We start from the raw sequence: 23,295 nt of genomic DNA, 5'->3' as shown, positions 1-23,295 counted from the left end.
GACCTCCCGGGTCTTACAGCTCTACGAATGAAGCGATGAAGCGCTCGGCGTCGAGCGCTGCGGCACAGCCGGTGCCGGAGGCGGTGATGGCCTGCCGGTAGGTGTGGTCGACCAGGTCACCCGCGGCGAACACGCCTTGGACGTTGGTCCGGGTGCTGGGCGACTGCACCTTCACATAGCCCTCGTCGTCCAGCTCGATCTGGCCCTTGAAGAGCTCGCTGCGCGGGTCGTGGCCGATCGCCACGAAGACACCGGTGACGTCGAGGACCTTGGCCTCGCCGGACTGCACGTTCTTCAGGCGGACGCCGGTGACCTTGCCGTCCTCGCCGAGGATCTCCTCGACCACCGAGTTCCACTCGATCTTGATCTTCGGGTTGTCCAGCGCCCGCTTCTGCATGACCTTGCTGGCCCGGAACGAGTCACGGCGGTGCACGATGGTCACGGTCTCGGCGAACCGGGTGAGGAAGGTGGCCTCCTCCATCGCCGAGTCGCCGCCGCCGACCACCACGATGTCGTGGCCGCGGAAGAAGAAGCCGTCACAGGTGGCACAGGACGAGACGCCGTGGCCGAGCAGCTCCTGCTCGCCGGGCACGCCGATCGGCCGCCACGCGGAGCCGGTCGCCAGGATCACGGCACGGGCGAAGAACTGCTGGTCACCGACCCAGACCGTCTTGAGGCCCTCGGTGCCGGCCTCGGTCGGCTTGTCGGTCAGCTCGACCCGGGTGACGTCGTCGGTCAGGAACTCGGCGCCGAACTTCTCCGCCTGGGCGCGCATGTTGTCCATCAGCGCCGGGCCCATGATCCCGTCCCGGTGTCCCGGGAAGTTCTCCACCTCGGTGGTGGTCATCAGGGCGCCGCCGGAGTTCACACCCTCGATCACCAGGGGGTTCAGGTTGGCGCGGGCCGCGTACAACGCCGCGGTGTAGCCCGACGGTCCGGAACCGATGATGATCAGATTGCGGACCTCGTCCACTGCCGACTCCTCAGTCTGTTTTCGTCGCACGCGTTTTAGTCGGCGACACTGCACGCTAAAACGTCATGCTAGGCATTCGCCATTCCCCGGCCGGGCCCGTGTCGGACCTCACGCGAAGGGGGGTTCGGTCAGCGTACCGGGAGTTGCTCGACGGTGTCCGCGCCAGCACCGGGTGCGCCGCACTCCGGACCCACCGCCCACACCCAGACGCCGTTGGCCGCGCTGAACCGGACGATCATCGCCGGTTCCCCGTCGAACCTGGCGTAGTCGACCAATTCCACCGCGATCTGGCCGTCCCCGTTGCTCCGCGTGATCGCATCGAGGCAGCTGATCAGCCCGGACGGGTCGATCAGCCGGGCGAGTGGACTGAATCCGCTGGCCTGCGCGGTCGCCGGCTCGGAGCTGTCCGACAGGACACCGGCCTGGGACCGTTTCGCGCTCGTCCCGACGAGCGTGCCGGCGGTGTAGTCGGTGTCGCTGAAGATCACGTTGTCCGCCGGGATGCTGGCCATCAGCGGGGCGCTCTGGTCGGCGGCTCCTCCGGCCGCGGTGCTTTCCGCGCTGTCGTTGGTCACGCCCACGTCGGAGAGCTGGCTCACGCCGAATCCGGCGAACGCGAGCACGGCGGCCGCCACTCCGATCGGCGCGGCCCACCGTCGTGCCCGCGCACGCCGCACCCCATCAAGATCAACAATCTTCGCGGGTACGGCGTCCGCACCGCCCGGAATCTCCTCCGGAACCCGGAACATCGCGTCCAGGCGGGCCGCCAGATCGCCGGGCATCGGCTCGGGCTCGAACTCCCGCAGCGCCGCCTCGACCGCGATCATGCCCGGCTCCAGCATCTCGAAAGCCCTGCGCCAGGCCGGGTCCCCGGACACCAGGGTGGCCACTCGCTCCTGGTCCGGGGTGCCGTCCAGGGCGCCACCGACATAGTCGGCGAGAAGGTCGAGGTCGACCCCGTCGAACTCGGCGCCCGTCACCGTGGCTCCCTCCGTTCCGGTCCGGTCGGCAGCGGTCCCGCCGACTCCGACCTGGATGGGACGGTCCCACCGCCGGTCCGGTTCCCCCGGAGATACCCCAGGGTCACCGCCATTCTGGCGCGGCCGCGGGCGCACCGGCTCTTCACCGTGCCCTCCGCCACGCCGAGCATCGCCGCGGCCTCGGCCACGCCGTACCCCTGAACGTCGACCAGCACGATCGCGGCCCGCTGCTCGACCGGCAGGGCGGCCAGCGCCTCCCGCACCACGAGAACCGTGTCCTGGTCGGGGGCGGGTGCGGCCGGCTCCGGACCGGAGGGGCGGTCGTCGTCACGGTTGCCCTCCGGCAGCGGCACGGTCGGGTGCGCCTGCCGCCGGCGGATCCGGTCGAGGCAGGCGTTCACCACGATCCGGTGCAGCCACGTCGTGACGGCCGCCTCGCCGCGGAACCGGGCCGCGTTGCGATGTGCGTTGAGCAGGGCGTCCTGAACCGCGTCGGCGGCCTCCTCGCGGTCGCCGACGGTCCGCAGCGCCACCGCCCAGAGCCGGTCCCGATGGCGGCGGACCAGCTCGGCGAACGCCTCCCGATCGCCGGCCACGTGGGCACGGACCAGCTCGGCGTCGCTCGGCGTCGCGCCTGATCCGTCCCGGAAAGTCACGTCAGCAATCTAGTGCAGGGGAACACGCCGTGAGGTCTCAGTATCCGTACAGCTCGATCTCGTTGACGTTGACCTGGTAGCCCGGGGTGTCCTCGTTACGCGGCAGCTCGCTCAGGAAGACCATGACGTACTGGTACTTCTGGGTCGGGTCGGCAACGGAGAGCACGTGCTTGGTGCCGGTGCTCTTGGTCGGGCCGCCCTCGGCGTCGCTGAGCGACGTGAACTGCTCGAGCACCTTCTTGTCACCGTTGGAGCTGTCGCCCGGGTCGCTGGTGCCGACCCGCAGGTCCATCACCACACCCGGCGCCGACGTGGTGACCTGCACCTCGGACAGCGACCGTGCCTCGCCCAGGTCGATCAGCAGGCCCATGCCCTTCTTGCTGTTACCGAACTTGGGCTGCGAATACCACGCCAGCTTCCACGCGGTCTCCTGGTTGCCGTCGACGGTCAGCTTCGCCTCGGAGGCGTCGTCACGGTCGCCGGGCGGCGGGTCGACGATGCGCACCATGTCGGCGGTCAGCTTGATCTGCTTCGGCACGGGCGCCTGGGTCTGCGTCACGTCGGGGGTGCCGTCCTGCCCCGTGGCGCCGCCGGCCGTCGTCGACTGGCCGTTGTCGGCGTTGGAGCTGGTGTCGTTGATCGCGTTGATGCCGAAGATCAGGCCGATGATCGCGATGACCACCAGGGCGCCGACCCCGAGCAGGATCTTCGGCGCGCTACGGACCGGCTCGCTGGAGCCCGAACCGCCGCCCTGCACGAAGCGCAGGGGACCGACGTCCTCGTACTCGTCGTCCTCGGAGGCGGCGTCCAGCCGGCCGAGCTCCGCGGTGAGCGCGTCGGACGCCGGGGCGGCGACGCGACGGTCCAGCAGGTCCATGGTCAGATCGTCGAGGTACGCCGGGACACCGGCCCGGATCTGACGCGGAGCCGCCGGGTTGCCGGAACTGTCGCGATTCGCATCCGGCAGGCCGGACTGGCCCACCTCGGCGTGCGGCCAGTGACCGGTGAGAGCGAAATACAGGATGCCGCCGACCGCGCGGACGTCCGTCTCGTTGCTGCCGGCCGCGTCGGCCCGCGCGTCCGCCAGCACGACCCGGCCGTCGTCGGCGATCAGGGTGCTGCCGGGATGCACATTGCCGTGCACCATGCCGGTGGCATGCACCGCGGTGAGCGCGTCGGCCACCGAGTGCGCGATGGCGATCGCCCGCGCCGGGTCCAGGGGACCCTCGGCGCCGATCAGATCGCGCAGCGACTCGCCGTCCACCCACTCCCGGACCACGTAGGCCCGCTGCTGCTCGTCGATCGCGTCATAGACGCCGACCAGGTTGGGGTGGATCACCCGGCTCGCCGCGACGGCGGCCTGGAGCATCTCGGTGGCCGAGTCACCGCCCGGATGCCGGAGAACGACGGCGACCGCCCGGCGCAGGATGACGTCGATGCCCCGCCAGACCTGCCGGCCCGCACTGTCGTTGTTGACGTGCTGTTCCAGCTGGTAGCGCTCGGCCAGGATCTCACCGACGGTGGGGGCACCGAAGGTCATGACCGGCCCGGCTCCGTCGGCCGCGGTCTCGTGGCCTTCGCCGACCTGGGTCACCAGTCCTCCCTCGGTGGTGCATTCCTCGGTGTGCTTCTCGGGTGCTGCAGACTCGGGCGCTGAACAACACGAGGCTCCGGCGCACATGCCGACACCGACCATACCCGTACTCGGCCATGGTCTGGCAGGTCGTCCCCCCGGCGCGGCATCGGCGCCAGGCGACACGAATCGGCTGAATCAGTGTCTGATCAGTCGAGAATCACCTGTTCAGGACGTTTATCGGGGGATCAGCGACCGATCTTCCGGCGAACCATCCCGACCACCTGGCTCACCTCGTGAACACGCAGCAGCAGGGCCGTACCCAGGTAGGCGATCAGGATCACCGCACCGCCGACGGCGATCTGCACGATCGCCTCGACCCGGCCGTCCGGCTCGCCCGAGCCGGGCAGCAGGCTGACCACCAGCAGGCCCACGGCCGCCGCGACACCGGCGGCGAGCACCACCCGCAGCAGCGAGCCGGCCACCGAACCCAGGTCCAGCCGGCCGATCCGGCGCCGCAGGACGGCCAGCGAGATCAGCGCCGACAGCAGGTAGGAGATCGCGTTGGCGGCGGTCATGCCCGCCGCGACCAGCGAGGCCTCGAGGAGCCCGGCCAGTACGAAGTACCCGAGGATCCGGACCGCCACCACCGGCAGGTTGATCAGCGCGGCCGACTTGTTGGCCTGGAGCGCGTAGAAGGCGTTCGTGCAGAGGAAGCTGATCGACAGCGGCAGCACGGCGAACGCGGCCACGGTCAGGACCGTGCCCATGGCCAGCGCGTCGTCGTTGGTGATCCGCCCGCCCTCGAAGAGCACGACCGCGATCGGCGCGCCGAGCACGGCGTAGGCGACCACGATCGGGGCGAGAGCCGCGGAGACCAGCTTGATGCCGCGGGTCAGGTCGGCGCTGACCTCGGCGTACCGGCCGTCGGCGGCGGCCGCGCTCATCTTCGGCAGCAGCGCGGTCATCACCGAGACGCCGATGATGCCGTGCGCCATCATGATGAGCAGGAAGACGTTGTTGTAGCCGATGGTGCTGGGGCTCTTCTCGCCGGCGACGTCGTTCAGGATGCGGGCCACCGCGAAGACCGCCACCTGGTTGGCCGCGACGTAGCAGAGCATCCAGCCGGCCAGGTTGCCGATCTCGCGCATCCCGAGCGACCGCGGGTCCCAGCGCCACTTCCAGTGGAAGCCGACCTTGCGCAGCGCCGGCAGCAGGCCGATCGCCTGCACCACCATGCCGAGCAGCATGCCGCCGCCCATCAGCGCGATCGCGCCGGGGCTGATGTTCTCCGGCGTCAGCTCCTGCTCCGAGCCGAAGGCCATGAGGAAGACCCCGCACACCGCGATGACCACGATGTTGTTGAGGATCGGCGCCCACATCGGCGCGGCGAAGTGCCCGCGTACGTTCAGCACCGCGCCGATCAGCGCGGACACACCGGTGAAGAAGATGATCGGCAGGATCAGGTACGCGAAGTTGGTGACCAGGTCGCGGTAGGCGTCCGGGGTCTTGGCGCTGGCCTGGATCGCGGTGATCAACGGCGCCCCGGCCACCACCAGGAGCGTCGCGATGCCGAGCATGACCACCGCGAAGGTCAGCAGCTTCTGGGTGAACTCCTGGCCGCCGTCCGGATCCGCCTTGCGGCGCCGCACCAGCAGCGGGATCAGCACGCTGGAGAGGATCCCGCCGAGCAGCAGCTCGTAGATCTGGCCGGGCAGGAACTGGGCGCTGGTGAAGGCGCTGCCCACGTAGCCGCCCAGGGCCATGCCGATCATCGCGTTGCGGACGAAGCCGATCAAACGGCTCACCAGGCTGCCGATCGCCATGATCGCGCTCTGCCCGGTGGTGCTGCCCCCCTCGGGTGCGGCGGGCCGCTGTTGCTCCGGGTCCGGGGCGTCCACCGAGACGACGGTGACGCCCTCCTGCGCCGGCGGTTGTCCGTCCGGTGTCGCATGCGTGCTGCGGTACAGGCCGCCGTTCACCCGAGCCTCCCGAGCCCTACCGATGATGGAGCCACCATAAAGGCAGACATCACACGTGGTGACGGAGGAGGGTGCCGGGCTCGGCCCCGGCCAAGGTCTCCACCACCCAGCACGCCTCCAGCGGAACGAGAGGCTCACTCAACGCATCGAGCACGGTCGGGTGGTCGCAGCCCGCCCCGGTCAGCGCGCCGAGCAGGTCCGGCACCGCCGTCAGGTCGCCCGAGCCGACGATCCGCCCGGCCAGCGAGCGCGTCGCGGCGTACCAGTCCTGATTCGGCAACTCGGTCAGCAGAGCGCTCGCGTGGCGTACCAGATCGGAAAGGTCCTCGTGCGGGAAGCGATGCCCGGCACGGACCTGGAGCCGCGCCTGGGCCGGGGTGCTCAGGGACGCGATCGCGGCCTCGTCCAGGACCTGCGGCGACGGCACCCGCGGCATCGGCCACCAGCGCTCGCTCGTGAAGAGCGGCAGCGGGGCCTGCTCCGGACCGCCTGTCAGGGCCGCCAGTTGCTCGTCGAAGGGGATCTCCCGGTGCAGCGACCGGTACGCGGCCTCGCGCACCGCCGCGATCTCCGCCGGATCGTCGCCGTCGGCGGCCGGCGCGAACGGCGACAGCAAGGCCACCACCAGGCCAGGATGCGGCAGCAGCGGGTCGGACAGGGCGATCACCCGGGCGAAGCGCTCCAGCTCCCACCAGCGCAGAGCCGCCGGGTACGGACCCGACGGCGGCGCCCAGCCCAGTTGCACCGGCTCGCTGGCCGACGGCCGGCGCAGCCCGAGCGCGCGGTCGCCGGAGGGCAGCTCGATGTCGAGCACCAGCGCGTAGCCGCCCACCACCGGGAACGAGAGGTGCACCTCGGCGGGCAGACCCTCGGTGTCGAACGGCTCACCCGTCCAGAAGGCAGGTGTCACGGCCAGGCGTCGCAGCGCCTCGGAAACGGGCATCCTGTCATCCTGCCCGGCGACACTCCCCACGGCCACGGCCGCCATCCAACCGCCCCACCCACCACCCTGAAGCGGACCTCCGGGCAGATACCCTGGTACCCCCATGTCTGTTCTGAATTCCGCCCAGCAGAAAGCGGTAGCCGAGCTGCTCCGCGTGTCCCCCGTCGCCGACGAGCTCGGGCGGCGGTTCGCCGCCGCAGGTCACGAGCTGCATCTGGTCGGCGGTTCGGTCCGCGACGCGCTGCTCGGCAGCCTCGGCGACGACCTCGATTTCTGCACCGACGCCCATCCCGAGCAGACCCTCACCGTGGTGAACGGGTGGGCCGACGCGATCTGGGAGACCGGGCGCGAGTTCGGCACGATCGGCATCCAGAAGAACGGGCTGCGGATCGAGATCACCACGTTCCGGGCCGAGGCCTACGACGGGGTGACGCGCAATCCGGTGGTGTCCTACGGGACGTCGCTGCTGGACGATCTGTCGCGGCGTGACTTCACGATCAACGCGATGGCCGTGTCGGTGCCGGGGCACGAGTTCACCGACCCGTTCGGTGGGCTGCGGGACCTCGCGGCGCGGGTGATCCGTACGCCGGCGGCGCCGCAGGTCTCGTTCGGCGACGATCCACTCCGGATGCTGCGGGCGGCGCGGTTCGCGGCGAAGCTCCGGTTCACGGTGGACCCGGCGGTGGTGACCACCATGTCGGACATGGCCACTGATCTCGACCGGATCACCGCGGAACGGATCCGGGACGAGTTCACCAAGCTGATGTCCAGCGCCGACCCGCTCGCCGGGCTGCGGCTGCTCGTCGACACCGGGCTGGCCGACCGCTTCCTGCCCGAGATCTCCGGCCTGAAACTGGAGATCGACGAGCACGCACAGCACAAGGACGTCTACGAGCACACGCTGATCGTGGTGAGCAACGCGATGCGGCTCGAAGGCGACGAGAGCCCGGACTTCGTGCTCCGGATGGCCGCGCTCATGCACGACATCGGCAAGCCCGCCACCAAGGCGGTCGGGCGCGACGGCCGGGTCAGCTTCCACCACCACGAGGTGGTCGGCGCGCGGCTCACCAAGCAGCGGATGAAAGCCATGAAATACCCCAAGGACGTGACCGGCGAGGTGGTCGGGCTGGTCGCCCTCCACCTTCGTTTCTACGGGTACGGGCGGGGCGAGTGGACCGACTCGGCCGTCCGGCGGTATGTGACCGACGCCGGCCCGCTGCTGTCCCGGCTGCACAAGCTGACCCGTTCCGACGTCACCACCCGAAACCGGCGCAAGGCCGCCCAGCTGGCCGCGGACTACGACGCGCTGGAGGTGCGGATCGACCGGATCGCGGCCGAGGAGGACCTCGCCAAGGTCCGCCCCGACCTGGACGGCAACGCGATCATGGAGCTGCTCGGCGTGCCGCCGGGCCCGATCGTGGGTCAGGCGTGGCGCTTCCTGAAGGAGCTCCGTCTCGACCACGGGCCGCTCGACCGGGACGAAGCCGAGGCGGAGCTCTTCAAGTGGGCCCGGGAGCAGGGCCACATCTCCTGACCTACGGCACGCCGATGCTCAGGTCCCGGCCGGTGAACTCGTCTTCCAGTGACTGCTTCACCGGTCACCTCCACCAGGACAGACGCGGGAAGGATCGGAATCTTTGCATGTCCTGTGGAAACCGGGTTGCGTCGAAACGGTAGCGTTCTAAACTGCAGTGATCATCCCCCTGAACGGCCCCTCCGAACCCCAGGGACAAAACATGACTTCCGTACGCTCCCGCGCCTTCGCCGCCCTGCTGGCCGTCGTCCCCACCGCGGGTCTGATGGCCGTCGCGTCACCCGCGCAGGCCGCCACCCTCGACATCACCGTCAAGTCGGTCGCGGTCAGCAAGAGCGTCTTCGTGCTCGGCTCCAAGGCCGGCTGCCAGAGTTTCACCATCACCGCCGTCACCAGCGAGCCGATCCCGACCGCCGGTTACGAGATCGCCGGCGTGGGCGCCGACATCAACGCCCCGGGCGGCAAGACCGTCAAGGGCGGCCAGTTCGCGCAGGTCGGCTCGACGGCCACCTACAAGGGCACGTTCAAGATGTGCGGCAAGGACACGGCCGGCCGCTGGACCATCGAGGTCTACGGCGCCCAGTTGGCGGCGGGCGACGACGAGCCCGAGCTCACCAACCTCGTGAGCAAGAGCATCTACCTGAAGCGGCCCTCCAAGCTGACCCTGAACGCCGCTCCCGAGCCGGTCGTCAAGGGCAAGAAGCTGACCGCCAAGGGCGTCCTCAAGGTCAACGGCAAGGTGCTCGGCGGCGCCAAGGTCAAGGTCTACTTCAAGCCGGCCGGCGCTACCACCTTCACCTACAAGGGCACCGCCACCACCAACGGCAAGGGCGTCTACAGCAAGAAGTTCACCGCCACCAAGACCGGCGTGTGGCAGGTCGTCTACGCCGGTGGCGCCGCTCGCAACGCCGCGACGGCCGTCGACGGCGTCAAGGTCAAGTAACCTGTCGTACCCCCGGGGCAGACTTGGGGGCATGTTCGTCATCGAGACGCCGATCGGCCCGCTCGGTGTGACCGTCGACGGCCCGGCCGTGGTGGGTGTGCGTTTCGCCGCCCGGCCGGGGCCGTCCACGGAGCATCCGGCGGTCGAGCAGCTGCGGGACTATTTCTCCGGCGCGCTCACCGACTTCACCGTGCCGTTCGAGTTGCGCGGCGGGTCGGAGTTCGAGCGGGCCGTCTGGGGCGAGATCGCGAAGATCCCCTACGGCGAGATGATCACCTATGGGGCGATCGCCACGGCGCTGGGCGATCCGGGTGCGGCCCGCGCGGTCGGCACGGCCTGCAACCGCAATCCGATCCCGGTGATCGTCCCCTGCCACCGGGTGGTCGGCGCCGGCGGCAAGATGGTCGGCTTCGGCGGCGGCCTCGACCGCAAACGGATCCTGCTCGAGATCGAGGCCCGGGTCGCGCTGCAGAAGGCTTGGAGCTGACGCCGTACCGGATCGGGATGTGCGAAAGGCCGGCCCACGACGTGGGCCGGCCTTTGCCGCTCAGCTTGCGCTTCGCTCAGGTGATGCTTTTCAGCGCTCGATGTCGCCCTTGATGAAGGCCTCGACGGCCGCGTGGGCGTCGTGGTCGCTGTACTGCACCGGCGGGGACTTCATGAAGTAGGAGGACGCCGAGAGGATCGGGCCACCGACGCCGCGGTCCTTGGCGATCTTCGCAGCGCGGACCGCGTCGATGATCACACCGGCCGAGTTCGGCGAGTCCCACACCTCGAGCTTGAGCTCGGCGTTCAGCGGGGTGTCACCGAAGGAGCGGCCCTCCAGGCGGATGTAGGCCCACTTCCGGTCGTCGAGCCACGGCACGTGGTCGGACGGGCCGATGTGCACGTCGCTCTTCGACATCTCGTGCGGGATCTGCGAGGTCACCGACTGGGTCTTCGAGATCTTCTTCGAGACCAGGCGGTTGCGCTCCAGCATGTTCATGAAGTCCATGTTGCCGCCGAAGTTGAGCTGGTACGTGCGCAGCAGCTCGACGCCGCGGTCTTCGAACAGCTTCGCCAGCGCGCGGTGCACGATGGTGGCGCCGACCTGGCTCTTGATGTCGTCACCGACGATCGGCAGGCCCGCGTCCTCGAACTTCTTCGCCCAGACCGGGTCGGAGGCGATGAAGACGGGCAGAGCGTTCACGAACGCGCAACCGGCGTCGATCGCGGCCTGCGCGTAGAACTTGTCGGCCTCCTCGGAGCCCACCGGCAGGTAGGAGACGACGACGTCGACCTCGGCGTCGCGCAGCGCCTGCACGACGTCGACCGGCTCGGCCGAGGACTCCTCGATGATCTCGCGGTAGTAGGTGCCGAGACCGTCGAAGGTCGGACCACGCTGAACGGACACGCCGCTCGGCGGCACGTCGGTCAGCTTGATGGTGTTGTTCTCGCTGGCGACGATCGCCTCGCTGAGGTCCATGCCGACCTTCTTGGCGTCCACATCGAACGCCGCGACGAACTTCACGTCCGATACGTGATAGTCGCCGAAGGTCACGTGCATGAGACCCGGGACGCGGTCGTTGGGGTCGGCGTTCTTGTAGTACTCCACGCCCTGCACGAGGGACGAGGCGCAGTTACCCACACCGACGATGGCGACGCGGACGGAACCCATCGCGTTTGCCTCCTTGTTGTTCATCACGGCCGGTCCGGTTGCGGACTCGGTGTTTCCGGGGGATCGGGGTTGAGAGCGCCGGCGAGACCGGCACGATTTCGAAAAGCGGGGGTACGGCCGGAGCGCTCGTTGGTGATCAGCTCCTCCAGCCAGCGGACCTCGCGCTCGCACGCGTCCAGCCCGTGCCGCTGCAACTCGAGCGTGTACGCGTCGAGGCGGTCGGCGGCGCGGGCGAGCACCTCGCGCAGCCCCTCGCGGCGCTCCTCGATGCGGCGCCGGCGGCCCTCCAGGATGCGCAGCCGGGTGGCGCGATCGGTCCTGGAGAAGAAGGTGAAGTGGACCCCGAAACCCGCGTCGTCGTACGTCTCCGGGCCGGCCTGGGTGAGGAGATCGGCGAAATGCTCCTTGCCCTCGGCCGTGATCTTGTAGACAACCCGCCCCCGCTTGCTGGTCATCGGGGGGATGATGTCGTTGTTGGCCTCTGCCTCACCGATCCAGCCGGCGAGCTTCAGCCGCTTCAACGTGGGGTAAAGAGTGCCGTAACTGATCGCGGCGCGGAGTGTGCCGAGCTTGGTGGCGAGTTCCTTGCGGAGCTCGTACCCATGCATCGGAGCCTCCTGCAAGAGGCCGAGGATCGCCATGTCCAGCATTGGCCCCTCCTCACAAGTGTGCTCCGATGTATCGGCCCGATACATCGTCACCGTAGATCGGGACGGGCGAGGGCGCAACTCGGGCATCGTGTGCAGTCGCCGCGCCACGCAGCGTGATGGCGTTCGCCGGGAAAGCGACGACCGCGTACTCTCTTCGCCATGCGCACGCAGCGGCAGGTCGTCGACTACTCGCTACAGAAGCGAGCAGTCCTGCGTGACGTACGGAGCGGCCGAATCGGCACGCTCGAAGTCTGCGATGCGTCTCCTTACTTGAGAAACGCGGCTACGTACCATGGTGAGCCCATCGACGAGCGTTGCCCGATCTGCCGCCGGGAAAACCTGACGCTCGTGCACTACGTCTATGGCGACGAGCTCAAGCAGTCCGCCGGGCAGGCCCGCAAACTGGCCGAACTGCCCGTCATGGCGATGACGCTGCGTGAGTTTCAGGTCTTCGTCGTGGAGGTGTGCCGCGCTTGTGCGTGGAATCACCTGGTCGAGAGGTTCGTGCTCGGTCGCGACGGCCTCGCCGCTGAGGAGACGTTGCACTCCGGCGCTATGGTCTCGTCCGGTGGTGGGGGATCCCACCGGACAGGTGACTCGTCACACAACGGGGAGGTCCGGAGATGAACCGGACCGAACTGGTTAACGTGTACGGGTTTGGGACCGGCGTACGGTCCGCGCAGGCACATGACAAGGGGGCTGCCGGGACCGCAGCCCATAACGCCCGCTCGAGGCGCAGTGTGGGGACGGCTCGTCCGGGCCTCCCGACCGCGCCCCCGCGACCGGTAGGTGTGAGGGAATGAACGCGTACGGCGATCCGCAGTCCGCACGAGCCCGGGTACGAGTGCCCGGGCCGTCCGCTGCTTCCACGCCTGACGACCAGCCAGCCGACGAGGCCAGGCCCGGCCCGGACGCTTACCGGCGTCCATCCGGTGCCGCCTCGGTAGGCGGTCAGCCGGGACGGGCGTCGGTGGGCTCCGCCGGTGCCGGCCGGGCATCCGTCGGCTCCGCCCCCGGCCGTGCCCCGGTCGGCGGCCGTGCCTCGGTGGGCGCCGCCCCGGTCGGCGGCCGTGCCTCGGTGGGCGGCGCGTCCATCGGTGGCCGCGCCTCCGTGCCACCGGGCGGCGGTGGGCCTCCCGGCGGCGGCGGTGGTGGATCCGGCGGCTCCGGTGGGTCCGGCGGCAAGAGGCCCCGTAGCAAGGCCGACAAGAAGTACCGGCGCGCCAACATCCTGACCGCGGCCGCCGCCGTGCTGGTCATCATGCTCGGCGTCGGCATCGTCGGTGGCACCTACTTCTTCGACGACGTCAAGCTGCCCACGCCGGAGGCGGAGGCGCAGATGAACATCATCTACGACGCCACCGGCAAGAACGTCCTCGCGAAAGAGGGCGAACCCCGGATCAACGTGCCGTACCAGCAGATCAGCGACGTCATGCAGAAAGCTGTCGCGGCCGCCGAGGACAAGAACTTCTACACGCACAACGGCATCGACATGAAGGGCATCGCCCGCGCCGCGTGGAACAACTTCACCGGCGGCGACCGGCAGGGCGCCTCGACCATCACCCAGCAGTACGCCCGGCACGTGGCTGACGAGAAGGAGATCAGCTACAGCCGCAAGCTGCGCGAGGCGGTGATCGCCCGGAAGCTCGAGTCGGAGTACGAGAAGCCCGAGATCATGGGCATGTACCTGAACTACATCGACCTCGGTGAGGGACGTTACGGCGTCGAGGCGGCGGCTCAGGGTTACTTCGGCAAGTCGGTGAAGACGAACGCCAAGAACGCGATCAACGCGTACGAGGCGGCGGTGCTCGCTTCGATCATCAAGCAGCCCTACCCGACCGACACGCACGCGGGCTACGACCCCAACTACAACAAAAAAGACGCCATGGACCGCTGGGAGTACACCATGCGGAACATGTACGAGATGGGCTGGATCCCGAAGGCCGAGTACGAGGCCCGGAAGTACCCGGCGGTCAAGCCGATCGCCAAGGCCAGTAACAAGAAGAGCCCCGATCAGAAGCCGGTCGGCATGGTTCTGCGGCACGTGCAGTACGAGCTGAAGCAGCTCGGCATCTCGGAGGAGGCGCTCAAGCAGGGCGGCTTCACGATCACCACCACGATCAACCCGAAGGTGCAGGCGGCGGCGGAGAAGGCCGGGTCGAAGCTGAGCAAGACCTCGCCGATGTACGCGCTGCGCTCGCGGAAGTACCAGGCCGCGGTGATCGGTATCGACCCGACGAACGGCGAGGTGCTCGGGTACTACGGCGGTGACGACCCGAACGGCATCGACTACGCCGGCTACATGTCCGGTGACGGCAGTGGTGTTCCGGCGAACGGTGGCCAGTCCCCGGGCTCGACCTTCAAGATCTACACCTTGGCGGCCGGCCTGAAGGAGGACATCTCCTTCAAGACGATCTGGGACGGCACCAAGGAGAAGGTCGGCGGCGGCAAGATCAGCAACGCCGGTGCGGACGACAACAGTGTCTGTGGCGGCAAGATCACGCACTGTGACCTGGAGACCGCGACCGTCAAGTCGTACAACTTCCCGTTCTACTGGATCGCGGAAGGCATCGGCCAGGACAAGGTGATCGCGGCCGCGAACGCCGCCGGTGTCAGCACCATGTGGAACGACGACGGCGACAAGATCGACCTGGACAAGACCAAGGCCGCCACGTGGAAGAACAACTTCGACAACGAGGTCGCGTTCGGCCAGTACCGGGTGCTTCCGCTGGAGCACGCCGAGGGTGTCGCCACCATCGTGAACGAGGGTGTGCACCACAACGCGCACTTCATCAAGACGATCAAGCAGCGTGACGGCAAGACCGGCGCCGAGAAGGTCATCCACAGCGCGGACAAGAGCGGAAACCGGGTCTTCGCCGCCGACAAGATGTCCGACCTGCTCGGCGTCATGTCCAAGATCCCCGAGCACGCCGGCAACACGATCAGCGGCCGTGAGTCGGTCGCCAAGAGTGGTACCTGGGAAGTCAAGGTCAACGGCCAGAACCTGAACGGTGACACCTGGTTCGTCGGTGGCATCCCGCAGCTGGCCGCGACCGTCTGGGTGGGTGGCTCCGGTAACCGTGTCTCCCTGAAAGAGGCCGACGGCGGCCCGATGTTCGGCTCCGGCACTCCGGCCGCCATCTGGGAAGAGTTCATCGAGACCACGGCCGAGGCGATGAAGTGGGAGGAGAAAGACTTCCCCGAGCGCATCCCGACCGGTAACGAGAACAGCGAGTACGCCAACGGTGTCGCCCCGGTCGAGGTGCCCACCACCGACCAGAACAGCCAGTTCTGCCAGACCTTCCCGGACAACCCGCTGTGCCAGATCACCGGCGGCCCCGCCGGCCCGGGTGGGAACAACGGTGGCCCGAACGGCGGCAACAACACCGGAAACGGAAACGACGAAGACGGCGATTGACGCCCCGATCGTTGACAACGGCGCCCACCTCGACGAGGTGGGCGCCGTTTCGTATGGGACACCTGTGAAGATCGGGACGCCACCGTGGCCTGTCACCCCTCGCGGCCGTTGATGCGGCATGATGCCAAGGCATGAGCGCCCAACCGCCCACCGATCGGCCTGACGTCGCGAATGCCACCTCGGACGGTTTCGTGCGGGGACTCTCCCAAGCCATCGGCGGCCCACTCGGCGCACACGCCGTGCCACCCGGCTCCCGGCCCGGCCGGTTCTGGACCGCGCCGCGCATCGTGATGGCGCTGGCCTGCCTGGTCCTGGCGCTCTCCTGGGTGCAGAAATCGCCCTGCATGGACGGCAACTGGCAGAACAACGTCCAGTACACCCGGTACTGCTACACCGACGTGCTGGCGCTCTACTACGCCGAGGGCCTGAACGAGGGCAAGGTGCCCTACGTCGACCACCCGGTCGAGTACCCGGTGGTCACCGGCTACTTCATGGGCATGCTGGGGCTGCCGGTGCACGCGTACGGCGAGAGCCACCCGAACATCAACCAGGGCAGCTGGTTCTACAACGTCAACGCGCTGGTGCTCTGCCTGTTCGCGGTCCTCAGCGTCGCTGTGGTCCTGGCGTTGCGGCGCCGCCGGCCATGGGACGCGGCGATCCTCGCGGCCTCCCCGATCGTGCTGGTCACCGCCACGATCAACTGGGACTTCCTGGCCATCGGACTGTTCGCCCTCGGCCTGTTCCTCTGGGCGCGACGGCGTCCGGTCGCGGCCGGGGTGCTCTTCGGGCTGGGCGCGGCGGCCAAACTGTGGCCGCTGTTCATCCTCGGGCCGATCCTCATCGTGGCGCTGCGCACCGGGCGGTTGCGGCCGTTCATCAGCTCGTTCCTCGCCACGGGTGCGACCTGGCTGCTGGTCAACCTGCCGGTCATGGTCTTCTGGCACGAGAGCTGGCTGCGGTTCTTCCGGCTCAACTCGGAGCGGCCGGTCGACTGGGGCACGTTCTGGTACATCGGGCGTTACCTGGACGGGAAGTGGAACGCGGGCACGGTGGGCGACCAGGGCCCGTTCCAGTGGCTCAGCGACCACACCCCGACCCTCAACTACCTTTCGTACGCGCTTTTCGGTCTCTCCTGTGTGGGCATCCTGCTGTTGGGCCTGCTCGCTCCGCGTCGTCCGCGGATCAGCCAGCTCGCCTTCCTCGTGGTCGCCGCCTTCCTGATCTTCAGCAAGGTGTGGTCCCAGCAGTACGTGCTCTGGCTGCTTCCGCTGATCGCACTGGCCCGTCCCAAGTGGGGTGCCGTCATCGCGTGGACCATCGCCGAGATCGGCTACCTGGCCGCCTTCTACGCCGAGCTGATCGGTGCCGGCGGCAAGACCGTCATCCCGGAGGGCACCTTCGTTCTGGCCTCCACCCTGCGCCTGGTCACCGTGGCGGTGTTGTTCTTCCTGGTGGCCCGCGAGGTCTGGCGGCCGGAACTGGACGATGTCCGGCGCTCCTACGGCGGCGCGGACCCGGACGCCGGCCCGCTCGACGGTCCGGAGGCCTCCTGGCTCACCGCGTTCCGCGGCTACTTCCGGGTGGGCCCGTCCCAGGAGGCGCCGGTTCTCCCGGACGAGCCCGGCCCGGTCGTTCAGTTGAGGTAGAAGACGACGGCGTCCGGGAGATCCTCCCGGCGGATCTGCAACGCGTCCACCGGCAGGTCGGCGGCGTCCTCCCAGGAGGTGCCGGCCACCTGGTCACGCAGCAGCAGAACCTTCCGGACGCCGATCGACTCCAGGTACTCGATGCTTGTCGCGTCCGGGAAGCCGGCCGCCTTGGCACGCAACTCGTTCTGCTGGGCCGTGTTGAAACCGCCTCCACCGTTGGCGATCTGCTGGAACCGCGAGGTGGTCCACAGCTGCACGGTCTGATCGGTCAGGTCCGCGGTGGGCAGGACCAGCATCGGTCCGGGGACGGTACGCAGAGCAGCCGGTTGCGCGGCCACCTGCGGGTGTGCCGTGGTGTTCCAGCCCTCCAGGGCCACCAGGATCAGCGGGATCAACGTCGCCAGGCGCAGCCACGGCCCGGGCCACGGTGGGATCCGCTGGGCGGCCCAGTGCTCGATCCGGCGGACGAAGTCGTCCACCGCGCCCGCCGCCAGGATCGCCAGCAGCAGGGTCACCCAGAGCATCAGGCGGCCCGGGATGCGCAGATCGAACGAGGCCGGGAAATGGCTGAACAGCGGCAGGTACGTCCAGTGGCCGCCGAAGAAGTTGGTCCCCAGGGTGAGGATCACCGTGACCACGAGACCGGTGATCAGCAGCGCGCGGTGCCGCAGCCGCCACACCGAGAGGAACAGGCCGGCCAGGGCCAGGGCGTACAGCGCGAAGCCGGGAAGCAGGGACATCTCTGCGGCCCAGCCGAGCGAGGCCCGTGGGGTGGCGTGTGCGGCGCCCCAGACGCGGGACTCGGCCGGGCCGATCAACAGACTCCGCAGCGGTGGCGAGAAAAAGGTGATCTCCTCGATCCGTGATCCGGTGTCCTTGAGCCGGATGTACGGCACGGCCATCAGAATGCCGACGGACAGGAAGATCGTCGCGCCCAGGATGTTGATGTTGGTGAGCAGCCAGCCGATGACCGGTTTCCGCTCCGGCCTGGACGGGCCCGCCAGGTAACGGCCCAGGCTGATCCACCGTCGCCGGGGTGGGCTCTCCAGCACATCGGTACGCGGTCCCGGCTTTGGCGTGGCCTTGCCCACCTCCATCGAAGCGGCCACCTGAACCTCGGACCTCGGCCGGCCGGCCGCCTGCGGATCGGTCGCCGGCGGCGTCTCCGGCCCGGTCACACCGGGCTTCAGCGGTGCCGCCACCGGCCGCACCTCCGGCTCCGCCGGCGCCGCGCGCTTGCCACGCCGCAGGCTCCAGCGCCGTCCGGGCACAGCCGCGGCGCGCTTCGCTCGCCGGGACTGGCGGAAACCGCTGATCGACCCGGTGACGACCAGCGTGATCAGGATCAGGGCCAGCAGGTACGCGAACGGAATGCCCAGGGAGAAGCCGAGCGTGAGTTGCCAGATCGCCATCAGCCACCCGGCGGCGGCCCAGGCGGCGCGCCGGCGCCCGGGCCGGAAGCCGTACCGCAGCGAACAGCCGTGCCCGCGCGCGAGCATGGCCAGTGCCAGCGGGATGGCGCCCGCCGAGATGATGTTGAGATGCCCCTCCTGCGCCAGCCGCCACGGCGCGTAGGCGAACGCGACCGCCGCCACCGCCGCACCGGTGGGCCGGGCGCCGAGTTGGCGGACCAGGGCGTAGGCACCGATCAGCAGTAGCGCGTGGGCCAGCACGAACAGGATGTTGTACCGCAGGATCGCGGCACTCGGGCCGTCGCCGAGCATCCCGGCGAATGCGTACCCGAACAGGCTGTCGCCGAAGGCGAAACTGTCCTTCTGCGGGTAGTAGGCGTTCGACTGCCACAGCCGGGCCGGGTCGTCGATCACCGCATGCCCGGCCCAGGCGACGCGCCACGCCTGGCGGGTCGGGTCGCCGAGGTCCTGCGGCAGCGTGTGCATCGGATAGCGCAGGGTGGGCCAGGTCATCATCACGGCGAGCAGGCAGCCGGCGTAGACGACGAGCGCGTACTCATGGATGACCGACCGGCTCAGCGCCCGCAGCGCCCGCCGGAAGAGGCTGGGTGGCTGCTCCGGGATCGCGGCGAAGGCACTCCACGGATCCGGTGGCGCGCCGGGCGGGCGGGCGTCCTTCGCCGTCGGCGACTTCTCCGTCGCCGGAGTGCCCGCCTTCTTCTCCAGCGTCCCGCTCTTCGCGTCGGGTGCGGCCTTCTCCGGCGTTCCGGCCCTTGCCTTCGGCGCGGTCTTCTCCGAAGTCCCGGTCCTTGCTTCGGGCGCGGTCTTCTCCGAGCGGCCGGCCTTGCCGCTGGGCGACTCCGCCGTACCGTCGCCGGGTTCGTCCTTCTTGCTCACCGGTGTGGTCGCACGCCGCGGCGGCAGGAGCCCGAGCAACCGCCGCGGCCCACGGCGCGCGGAAGTCTCCGCGGCGGCCACGGACGACTTCGGTTGCGGCTGCTCGGTCATGACCCTCCCGGTGGCCCTACGTCAGCTGCCCGCCCGCTCCCGCAGAAGGGCGATGTCGGCGCTCTGCCCCTTCACCCCGCCCGGCGTCTCCACAATGGCGGGAGCACCGGAAGCCCGGATCGCGGCCACCACCAACTCGGGATCGATCTTCCCATTGCCGATGTTGTCGTGGCGGTCCTGGCCGGAGTCGAATCCACCCTTCGAATCGTTGGCGTGGATCAGGTCGATCCGTCCGGTGATCGACTTGATCCGGTCGACGATGCCGGTCAGATCCTCCCCGCCCGCGAACGCATGGCAGGTGTCCAGGCAGAACCCGGCCCCGAAGCGGCCGACCTCGTCCCACAGGCGGGCCAGATCGTCGAAGCGGCGGGCGCACGCGTTGTCCCCACCCGCGGTGTTCTCGATCAGCACCGGAAGCGGGAGGCCGCCTTCGCTCTCCGCATACTCGAAGGCCTTTCGCCAGTTCGTGAAGCCGGCGGTGAGATCGGCGCCCGCGCCGACGTGCCCGCCGTGCACGATCAGGCCCTTCGCGCCCAGCTCGGCGGCGGCGCGGGCGTGCGCCATCAGCAGTTTGCGGCTGGGGATGCGGATCCGGTTGTTCAGCGAGGCGACATTCACGATGTACGGCGCATGCACGAACACCTCCACCTCGGAAGCCCGGATCCGCTCCGCGTCCTCGCGTGGTTTGGGCGAGTTGTATTTCTGCGGGTCGGTCAGGAAGAACTGCACGGCGTCGGCCCCGCGGGCGGCGGCCTCGGCCAGCGGGTCGGCGGAATCGACATGGGCTCCGATGCGCATGGGACGAGCCTACGACGCGGGTACGACGCTCTCCCGTCGCGTCACCGGCCTCCGCCGCTCCTCGTTAGCTCATTGATCACGCTTGACGAATTGCCGGGCGCGCCCGGCGGTGGACTAGGGGATGGTGCATGTCGCGGCAGTTCCGATACCGGATGGCGGCGCTGGGGTTGAGTGCGTTGATCTTCGGCGTGCCGCTGCTCACGAACGGGACGGCGAGTGCCGAACAGCTCGAGGGGAACGATCGCCAGGTCAGTTTCGGCGGCGGTGGGATGCTCGGCCTGTCCTGCGGGTCGAAGCCGAACGTCGAGTCGATGAGGGTGCCGGCCAGCAGCGTCGTCCGGGTGGTCAACCAGACCGGGCACGACGCCCAGCTCAAGCTCGCCGGAGCACCGAAGGGCACCATTCCCGCGAACGGTACGGCCGAGGTCATGTTCCGGCGCGGCACCACCGAGGTGCTGCTCACACCGGACTGCCCCCTCGATGAGAATCCGGTTCCGATGCTGGTCACGGCCACGCCGACGGACTCCACGGCCCAGTCCGACCCGGTTCCGGTCCCCTCCGGCGGGAACGGCGCCGCGGTGACGGTGGCCAAACCGGCCGGACCGGGATCGCCGGCGCACTCCCGTACCTTCGGTTCGGATCTGCCCGATGGTCTGGCGCCGCATTCGCGTCCCGACCGGGGCCAGCCGAAGTCCGGGCGCTCGGGGGTCCGCCACCCCTCCGACCCGAGGCCGGCCACCGCGATGCGGAACGTGAACATCGCGGCACAGGCCTTGCCGCAGGGCGGCGTCGCGCCGCGGATCAAAGACAAGATCATCAGGGGTACGGGGATCGGCACGCCCGCGTTCGCCGGCATGCCGCCCGGAGACCGGAGGACGATCCTGCCCGACGCCGTAACCGCGCCGCAGCCCCCGGCCCGGGAGGACGTCGCCCCGCCCACGACGGCCGGGGCGGGGCCGGCCGCGGAGACGACCGCGACGGGCAGTATCGCGGCCGCCGAGCCGGTCGCCGCGGTGGGCCGGATCGACGAGGGGCACCCGCTCGGCCTGCTGGGCCTGACCGCCCTGGTCTGCGTCCTGGGCGTGGCGACCGCTGCGATTCGGGCAATCGCGTCACAACGTGCATCTCGTACAAATATGGTCTAAGCTCGTCCTAGCAAGCTCCGCGGGGCGTGCGCGCCCAACCTCATCGGTGTGGTCGTTCCTCCCCAGGTCCCACCCAACGAATCGGGACGGGCGCCCCGCGGCTCCCGTCGACGGCCCCGTCCACCCGGACGGGGCCGTCGTTTTGGCGTGGCGGCCCGCGTGGGTATGCTGGCTCGGTTCGCAGTGTGTCCGCCGTGGGCGCTTGACTCCCACGGCTTTCCTTCTGCGTTCGACACAAGACCTCCTGCCACGGAAATACCGTGGCCGCATAGCCCACAGGAGGTGAGAAAGTCTTGCGTCATTACGAACTCATGGTGATCCTCGACCCTTCGCTCGAGGAGCGCACCGTCGCCCCGTCGCTCGACCAGTACCTGAACGTGATCAGGACCGCGGGTGGCTCGGTGGAGAAGCTCGACATCTGGGGCCGTCGCCGGCTCTCGTTCGAGATCAACAAGAAGGCTGAAGGCATCTACGCGGTCGTCGACCTGCAGGCGACGCCCGAGGCCGTGGCCGAGCTGGACCGTCAGCTGCGGCTGAACGAGTCCATCCTGCGTACCAAGGTCATCCGTCCCGAGACCCGCTGAGGCGTTTTTGTCAGAGGGTCCTGAGACCCTTTGCGGCAACGACTGAAGCGGCGAGGAGAAGTTCATGGCAGGAGAAACCACCATCACGGTCGTCGGCAACCTGACCGACGACCCGGAGCTCCGTTTCACCCCTTCGGGTGCGGCGGTCGCCAAGTTCCGCATCGCTTCGACGCCGCGGACCTTGGATCGGCAAACGGGCGAATGGAAAGACGGCGAGCCACTCTTCCTCGCGTGCAACATCTGGCGCGACGCCGCCGAGCACGTCGCCGAGTCGCTGACACGTGGCGCTCGGGTGATCGTGCAGGGTCGGCTGCGCCAGCGGTCCTACGAGACCAAAGAGGGCGAGAAGCGCACCGTCTATGAGCTCGAGGTCGACGAGATCGGCCCGTCCCTGCGCTACGCCACGGCGAAGGTGCAGAAGGCGAGCAGGTCCGGCGGCGGCGGAGGGGGCGGTTTCGGCTCCTCCGGCGGTGGTGGCAACCGGCAGTCCGGCGGCAACAGCGGCGGCGGTCGTGGCAACAGCAACGACTTCGACGACCCCTGGGCCACGGCTGCTCCGGCCGGCGGCAACCGTTCCGGCGGTGGCGGCGGCAACTCCTCGTTCGACGACGAGCCTCCCTTCTGAGCCTCCGGGCTTTCCAGGATCACTAACAGGAGTTTGAGCAATGGCTAAGGCTGCGGCGCTTCGCAAGCCGAAGAAGAAGGTGAACCCGCTCGACAAGGACGGGATCACCTACATCGACTACAAGGACACCGCGCTCCTGCGGAAGTTCATCTCCGACCGCGGCAAGATTCGTGCCCGCCGCGTCACCGGTGTGACCTCCCAGCAGCAGCGGCAGATCGCCCGCGCGGTCAAGAACGCCCGTGAGATGGCGCTCCTGCCGTACACGGCCACGGCGCGCTGAGAGGGGGCACCGAGATGAAGATCATCCTCACTCATGAAGTGTCCGGCCTCGGCACCCCCGGCGACATCGTCGAGGTGAAGAACGGCTACGGCCGCAACTACCTGCTCCCGCAGGGGTTCGCGATCCAGTGGACCAAGGGCGCCGAGAAGCAGGTCGTCGTGATCAAGCGGGCCCGCGAGGCTCGTGAGATCCGTGACCTGGGCCAGGCCAACGAGGTCAAGGGCCAGCTGGCCGGCCTCAAGGTCACGCTGAAGGCGCGCTCCGGCAACGGTGGCCGCCTCTTCGGCTCGATCACCCCGGCCGAGATCGTCGACGCGGTCAAGGCCGCCGGCGGTCCGGCTCTCGACCGGCGTCGTCTCGAGCTCCCGGGTCACATCAAGACCACCGGCTCGTACAACGTGCAGGTCAAGCTTCACCCCGAGGTGACCGCGACGTTCCCGGTGAACGTGGTGGCCGCCAAGTAGTCTCCGCACTACGCCGAAGGC

Annotated in this window: 21 protein-coding genes; 11 read left to right on the top strand and 10 right to left on the bottom strand. The window is 69.0% G+C overall.

Annotated features, from left to right (window positions below; all coding sequences use genetic code 11):
* Window positions 1–13: 13 nt before the first annotated feature.
* The 6 genes from trxB to BJ964_RS10245 form a co-directional block, all read right to left on the bottom strand.
* A complete protein-coding gene (trxB, locus tag BJ964_RS10270; RefSeq protein WP_188120468.1) occupies window positions 14–973 on the bottom strand; it encodes a thioredoxin-disulfide reductase in 960 nt (319 codons plus the stop codon).
* 128 nt (window positions 974–1,101) lie between these two features.
* Complete coding sequence (locus BJ964_RS10265) at window positions 1,102–1,953, bottom strand: hypothetical protein (protein ID WP_188120467.1); 852 nt, start codon at window positions 1,951–1,953, stop codon at window positions 1,102–1,104.
* Window positions 1,950–2,609, bottom strand: a complete 660-nt coding sequence (gene sigM / locus BJ964_RS10260) for an RNA polymerase sigma factor SigM (protein WP_229807298.1) — start codon at window positions 2,607–2,609, stop codon at window positions 1,950–1,952. Before sigM ends, BJ964_RS10265 begins: the two co-directional genes overlap by 4 nt.
* A 37-nt stretch (window positions 2,610–2,646) precedes the next feature.
* Window positions 2,647–4,290: a protein kinase family protein gene (locus tag BJ964_RS10255; RefSeq protein ID WP_188120466.1), complete on the bottom strand. Its 1,644-nt coding sequence runs from the start codon at window positions 4,288–4,290 to the stop codon at window positions 2,647–2,649.
* Window positions 4,291–4,430: 140 nt separating this feature from the next.
* Complete coding sequence (gene murJ / locus BJ964_RS10250) at window positions 4,431–6,164, bottom strand: murein biosynthesis integral membrane protein MurJ (RefSeq protein ID WP_188120465.1); 1,734 nt, start codon at window positions 6,162–6,164, stop codon at window positions 4,431–4,433.
* 49 nt (window positions 6,165–6,213) lie between these two features.
* Entirely contained in the window at window positions 6,214–7,107 is an 894-nt protein-coding gene (locus BJ964_RS10245) for a hypothetical protein (protein WP_188120464.1), read from the bottom strand.
* Window positions 7,108–7,210: 103 nt separating this feature from the next.
* On the opposite strand from BJ964_RS10245, the gene BJ964_RS10240 reads away from it, so the two are divergent.
* The 3 genes from BJ964_RS10240 (at window position 7,211) to BJ964_RS10230 (ending at window position 10,071) form a co-directional block, all read left to right on the top strand.
* Window positions 7,211–8,641 carry a CCA tRNA nucleotidyltransferase gene (locus BJ964_RS10240; RefSeq protein WP_188120463.1) on the top strand — a complete coding sequence of 477 codons (1,431 nt, stop codon included), beginning with the start codon at window positions 7,211–7,213 and terminating at the stop codon, window positions 8,639–8,641.
* Window positions 8,642–8,843: 202 nt separating this feature from the next.
* Window positions 8,844–9,584, top strand: coding sequence for a hypothetical protein (locus tag BJ964_RS10235; RefSeq protein WP_188120462.1), 741 nt, complete (start codon window positions 8,844–8,846; stop codon window positions 9,582–9,584).
* Between the two features lie 31 nt (window positions 9,585–9,615).
* Window positions 9,616–10,071 (top strand): methylated-DNA--[protein]-cysteine S-methyltransferase, encoded by a 456-nt coding sequence (locus tag BJ964_RS10230; RefSeq protein WP_188120461.1) that lies wholly within the window; start codon window positions 9,616–9,618, stop codon window positions 10,069–10,071.
* A 90-nt stretch (window positions 10,072–10,161) separates the two neighbouring features.
* On the opposite strand, the gene BJ964_RS10225 is transcribed toward BJ964_RS10230, so the two are convergent.
* On the bottom strand, window positions 10,162–11,241 hold the full coding sequence (locus tag BJ964_RS10225; protein WP_188120460.1) for an inositol-3-phosphate synthase: 1,080 nt from the start codon (window positions 11,239–11,241) through the stop codon (window positions 10,162–10,164).
* A gap of 23 nt (window positions 11,242–11,264) precedes the next feature.
* Window positions 11,265–11,891, bottom strand: coding sequence for a PadR family transcriptional regulator (locus BJ964_RS10220; protein WP_188120459.1), 627 nt, complete (start codon window positions 11,889–11,891; stop codon window positions 11,265–11,267).
* Window positions 11,892–12,050: 159 nt separating this feature from the next.
* On the opposite strand from BJ964_RS10220, the gene BJ964_RS10215 reads away from it, so the two are divergent.
* From BJ964_RS10215 to BJ964_RS10205, 3 genes are all read left to right on the top strand, one after another.
* Window positions 12,051–12,518 (top strand): DUF5318 domain-containing protein, encoded by a 468-nt coding sequence (locus BJ964_RS10215; protein WP_188120458.1) that lies wholly within the window; start codon window positions 12,051–12,053, stop codon window positions 12,516–12,518.
* 343 nt (window positions 12,519–12,861) lie between these two features.
* On the top strand, window positions 12,862–15,309 hold the full coding sequence (locus BJ964_RS10210) for a transglycosylase domain-containing protein (RefSeq protein WP_229807300.1): 2,448 nt from the start codon (window positions 12,862–12,864) through the stop codon (window positions 15,307–15,309).
* 131 nt (window positions 15,310–15,440) lie between these two features.
* A complete protein-coding gene (locus BJ964_RS10205; RefSeq protein ID WP_188120456.1) occupies window positions 15,441–16,955 on the top strand; it encodes a glycosyltransferase family 87 protein in 1,515 nt (504 codons plus the stop codon).
* On the opposite strand, the gene BJ964_RS47880 is transcribed toward BJ964_RS10205, so the two are convergent.
* Both BJ964_RS47880 and BJ964_RS10195 read right to left on the bottom strand, forming a co-directional pair.
* The gene (locus tag BJ964_RS47880) at window positions 16,943–19,378 is read right to left on the bottom strand and encodes a hypothetical protein (protein ID WP_229807301.1); all 2,436 of its coding nucleotides are present in this window, start codon (window positions 19,376–19,378) and stop codon (window positions 16,943–16,945) included. The two genes, BJ964_RS10205 and BJ964_RS47880, sit on opposite strands and share 13 nt — an antisense overlap.
* A 21-nt stretch (window positions 19,379–19,399) precedes the next feature.
* Window positions 19,400–20,176, bottom strand: coding sequence for a deoxyribonuclease IV (locus tag BJ964_RS10195; RefSeq protein WP_188120455.1), 777 nt, complete (start codon window positions 20,174–20,176; stop codon window positions 19,400–19,402).
* A 128-nt stretch (window positions 20,177–20,304) separates the two neighbouring features.
* Between BJ964_RS10195 and BJ964_RS10190 the strand changes: the two genes are divergently transcribed.
* From BJ964_RS10190 to rplI, 5 genes are all read left to right on the top strand, one after another.
* A complete protein-coding gene (locus BJ964_RS10190) occupies window positions 20,305–21,321 on the top strand; it encodes a hypothetical protein (RefSeq protein WP_188120454.1) in 1,017 nt (338 codons plus the stop codon).
* A 293-nt stretch (window positions 21,322–21,614) separates the two neighbouring features.
* Window positions 21,615–21,905 (top strand): 30S ribosomal protein S6, encoded by a 291-nt coding sequence (gene rpsF, locus BJ964_RS10185; protein WP_183226522.1) that lies wholly within the window; start codon window positions 21,615–21,617, stop codon window positions 21,903–21,905.
* A gap of 64 nt (window positions 21,906–21,969) precedes the next feature.
* On the top strand, window positions 21,970–22,530 hold the full coding sequence (locus BJ964_RS10180) for a single-stranded DNA-binding protein (protein WP_188120453.1): 561 nt from the start codon (window positions 21,970–21,972) through the stop codon (window positions 22,528–22,530).
* 40 nt (window positions 22,531–22,570) lie between these two features.
* Window positions 22,571–22,810 (top strand): 30S ribosomal protein S18, encoded by a 240-nt coding sequence (gene rpsR, locus BJ964_RS10175; protein WP_007073789.1) that lies wholly within the window; start codon window positions 22,571–22,573, stop codon window positions 22,808–22,810.
* A gap of 14 nt (window positions 22,811–22,824) precedes the next feature.
* A complete protein-coding gene (gene rplI, locus BJ964_RS10170) occupies window positions 22,825–23,274 on the top strand; it encodes a 50S ribosomal protein L9 (RefSeq protein WP_188120452.1) in 450 nt (149 codons plus the stop codon).
* Window positions 23,275–23,295: the final 21 nt, after the last annotated feature.

This window comes from Actinoplanes lobatus, assembly GCF_014205215.1.
In the GTDB taxonomy this organism is placed as follows: domain Bacteria; phylum Actinomycetota; class Actinomycetes; order Mycobacteriales; family Micromonosporaceae; genus Actinoplanes; species Actinoplanes lobatus.
This window is presented reverse-complemented; position numbering and strand designations above follow the sequence as displayed.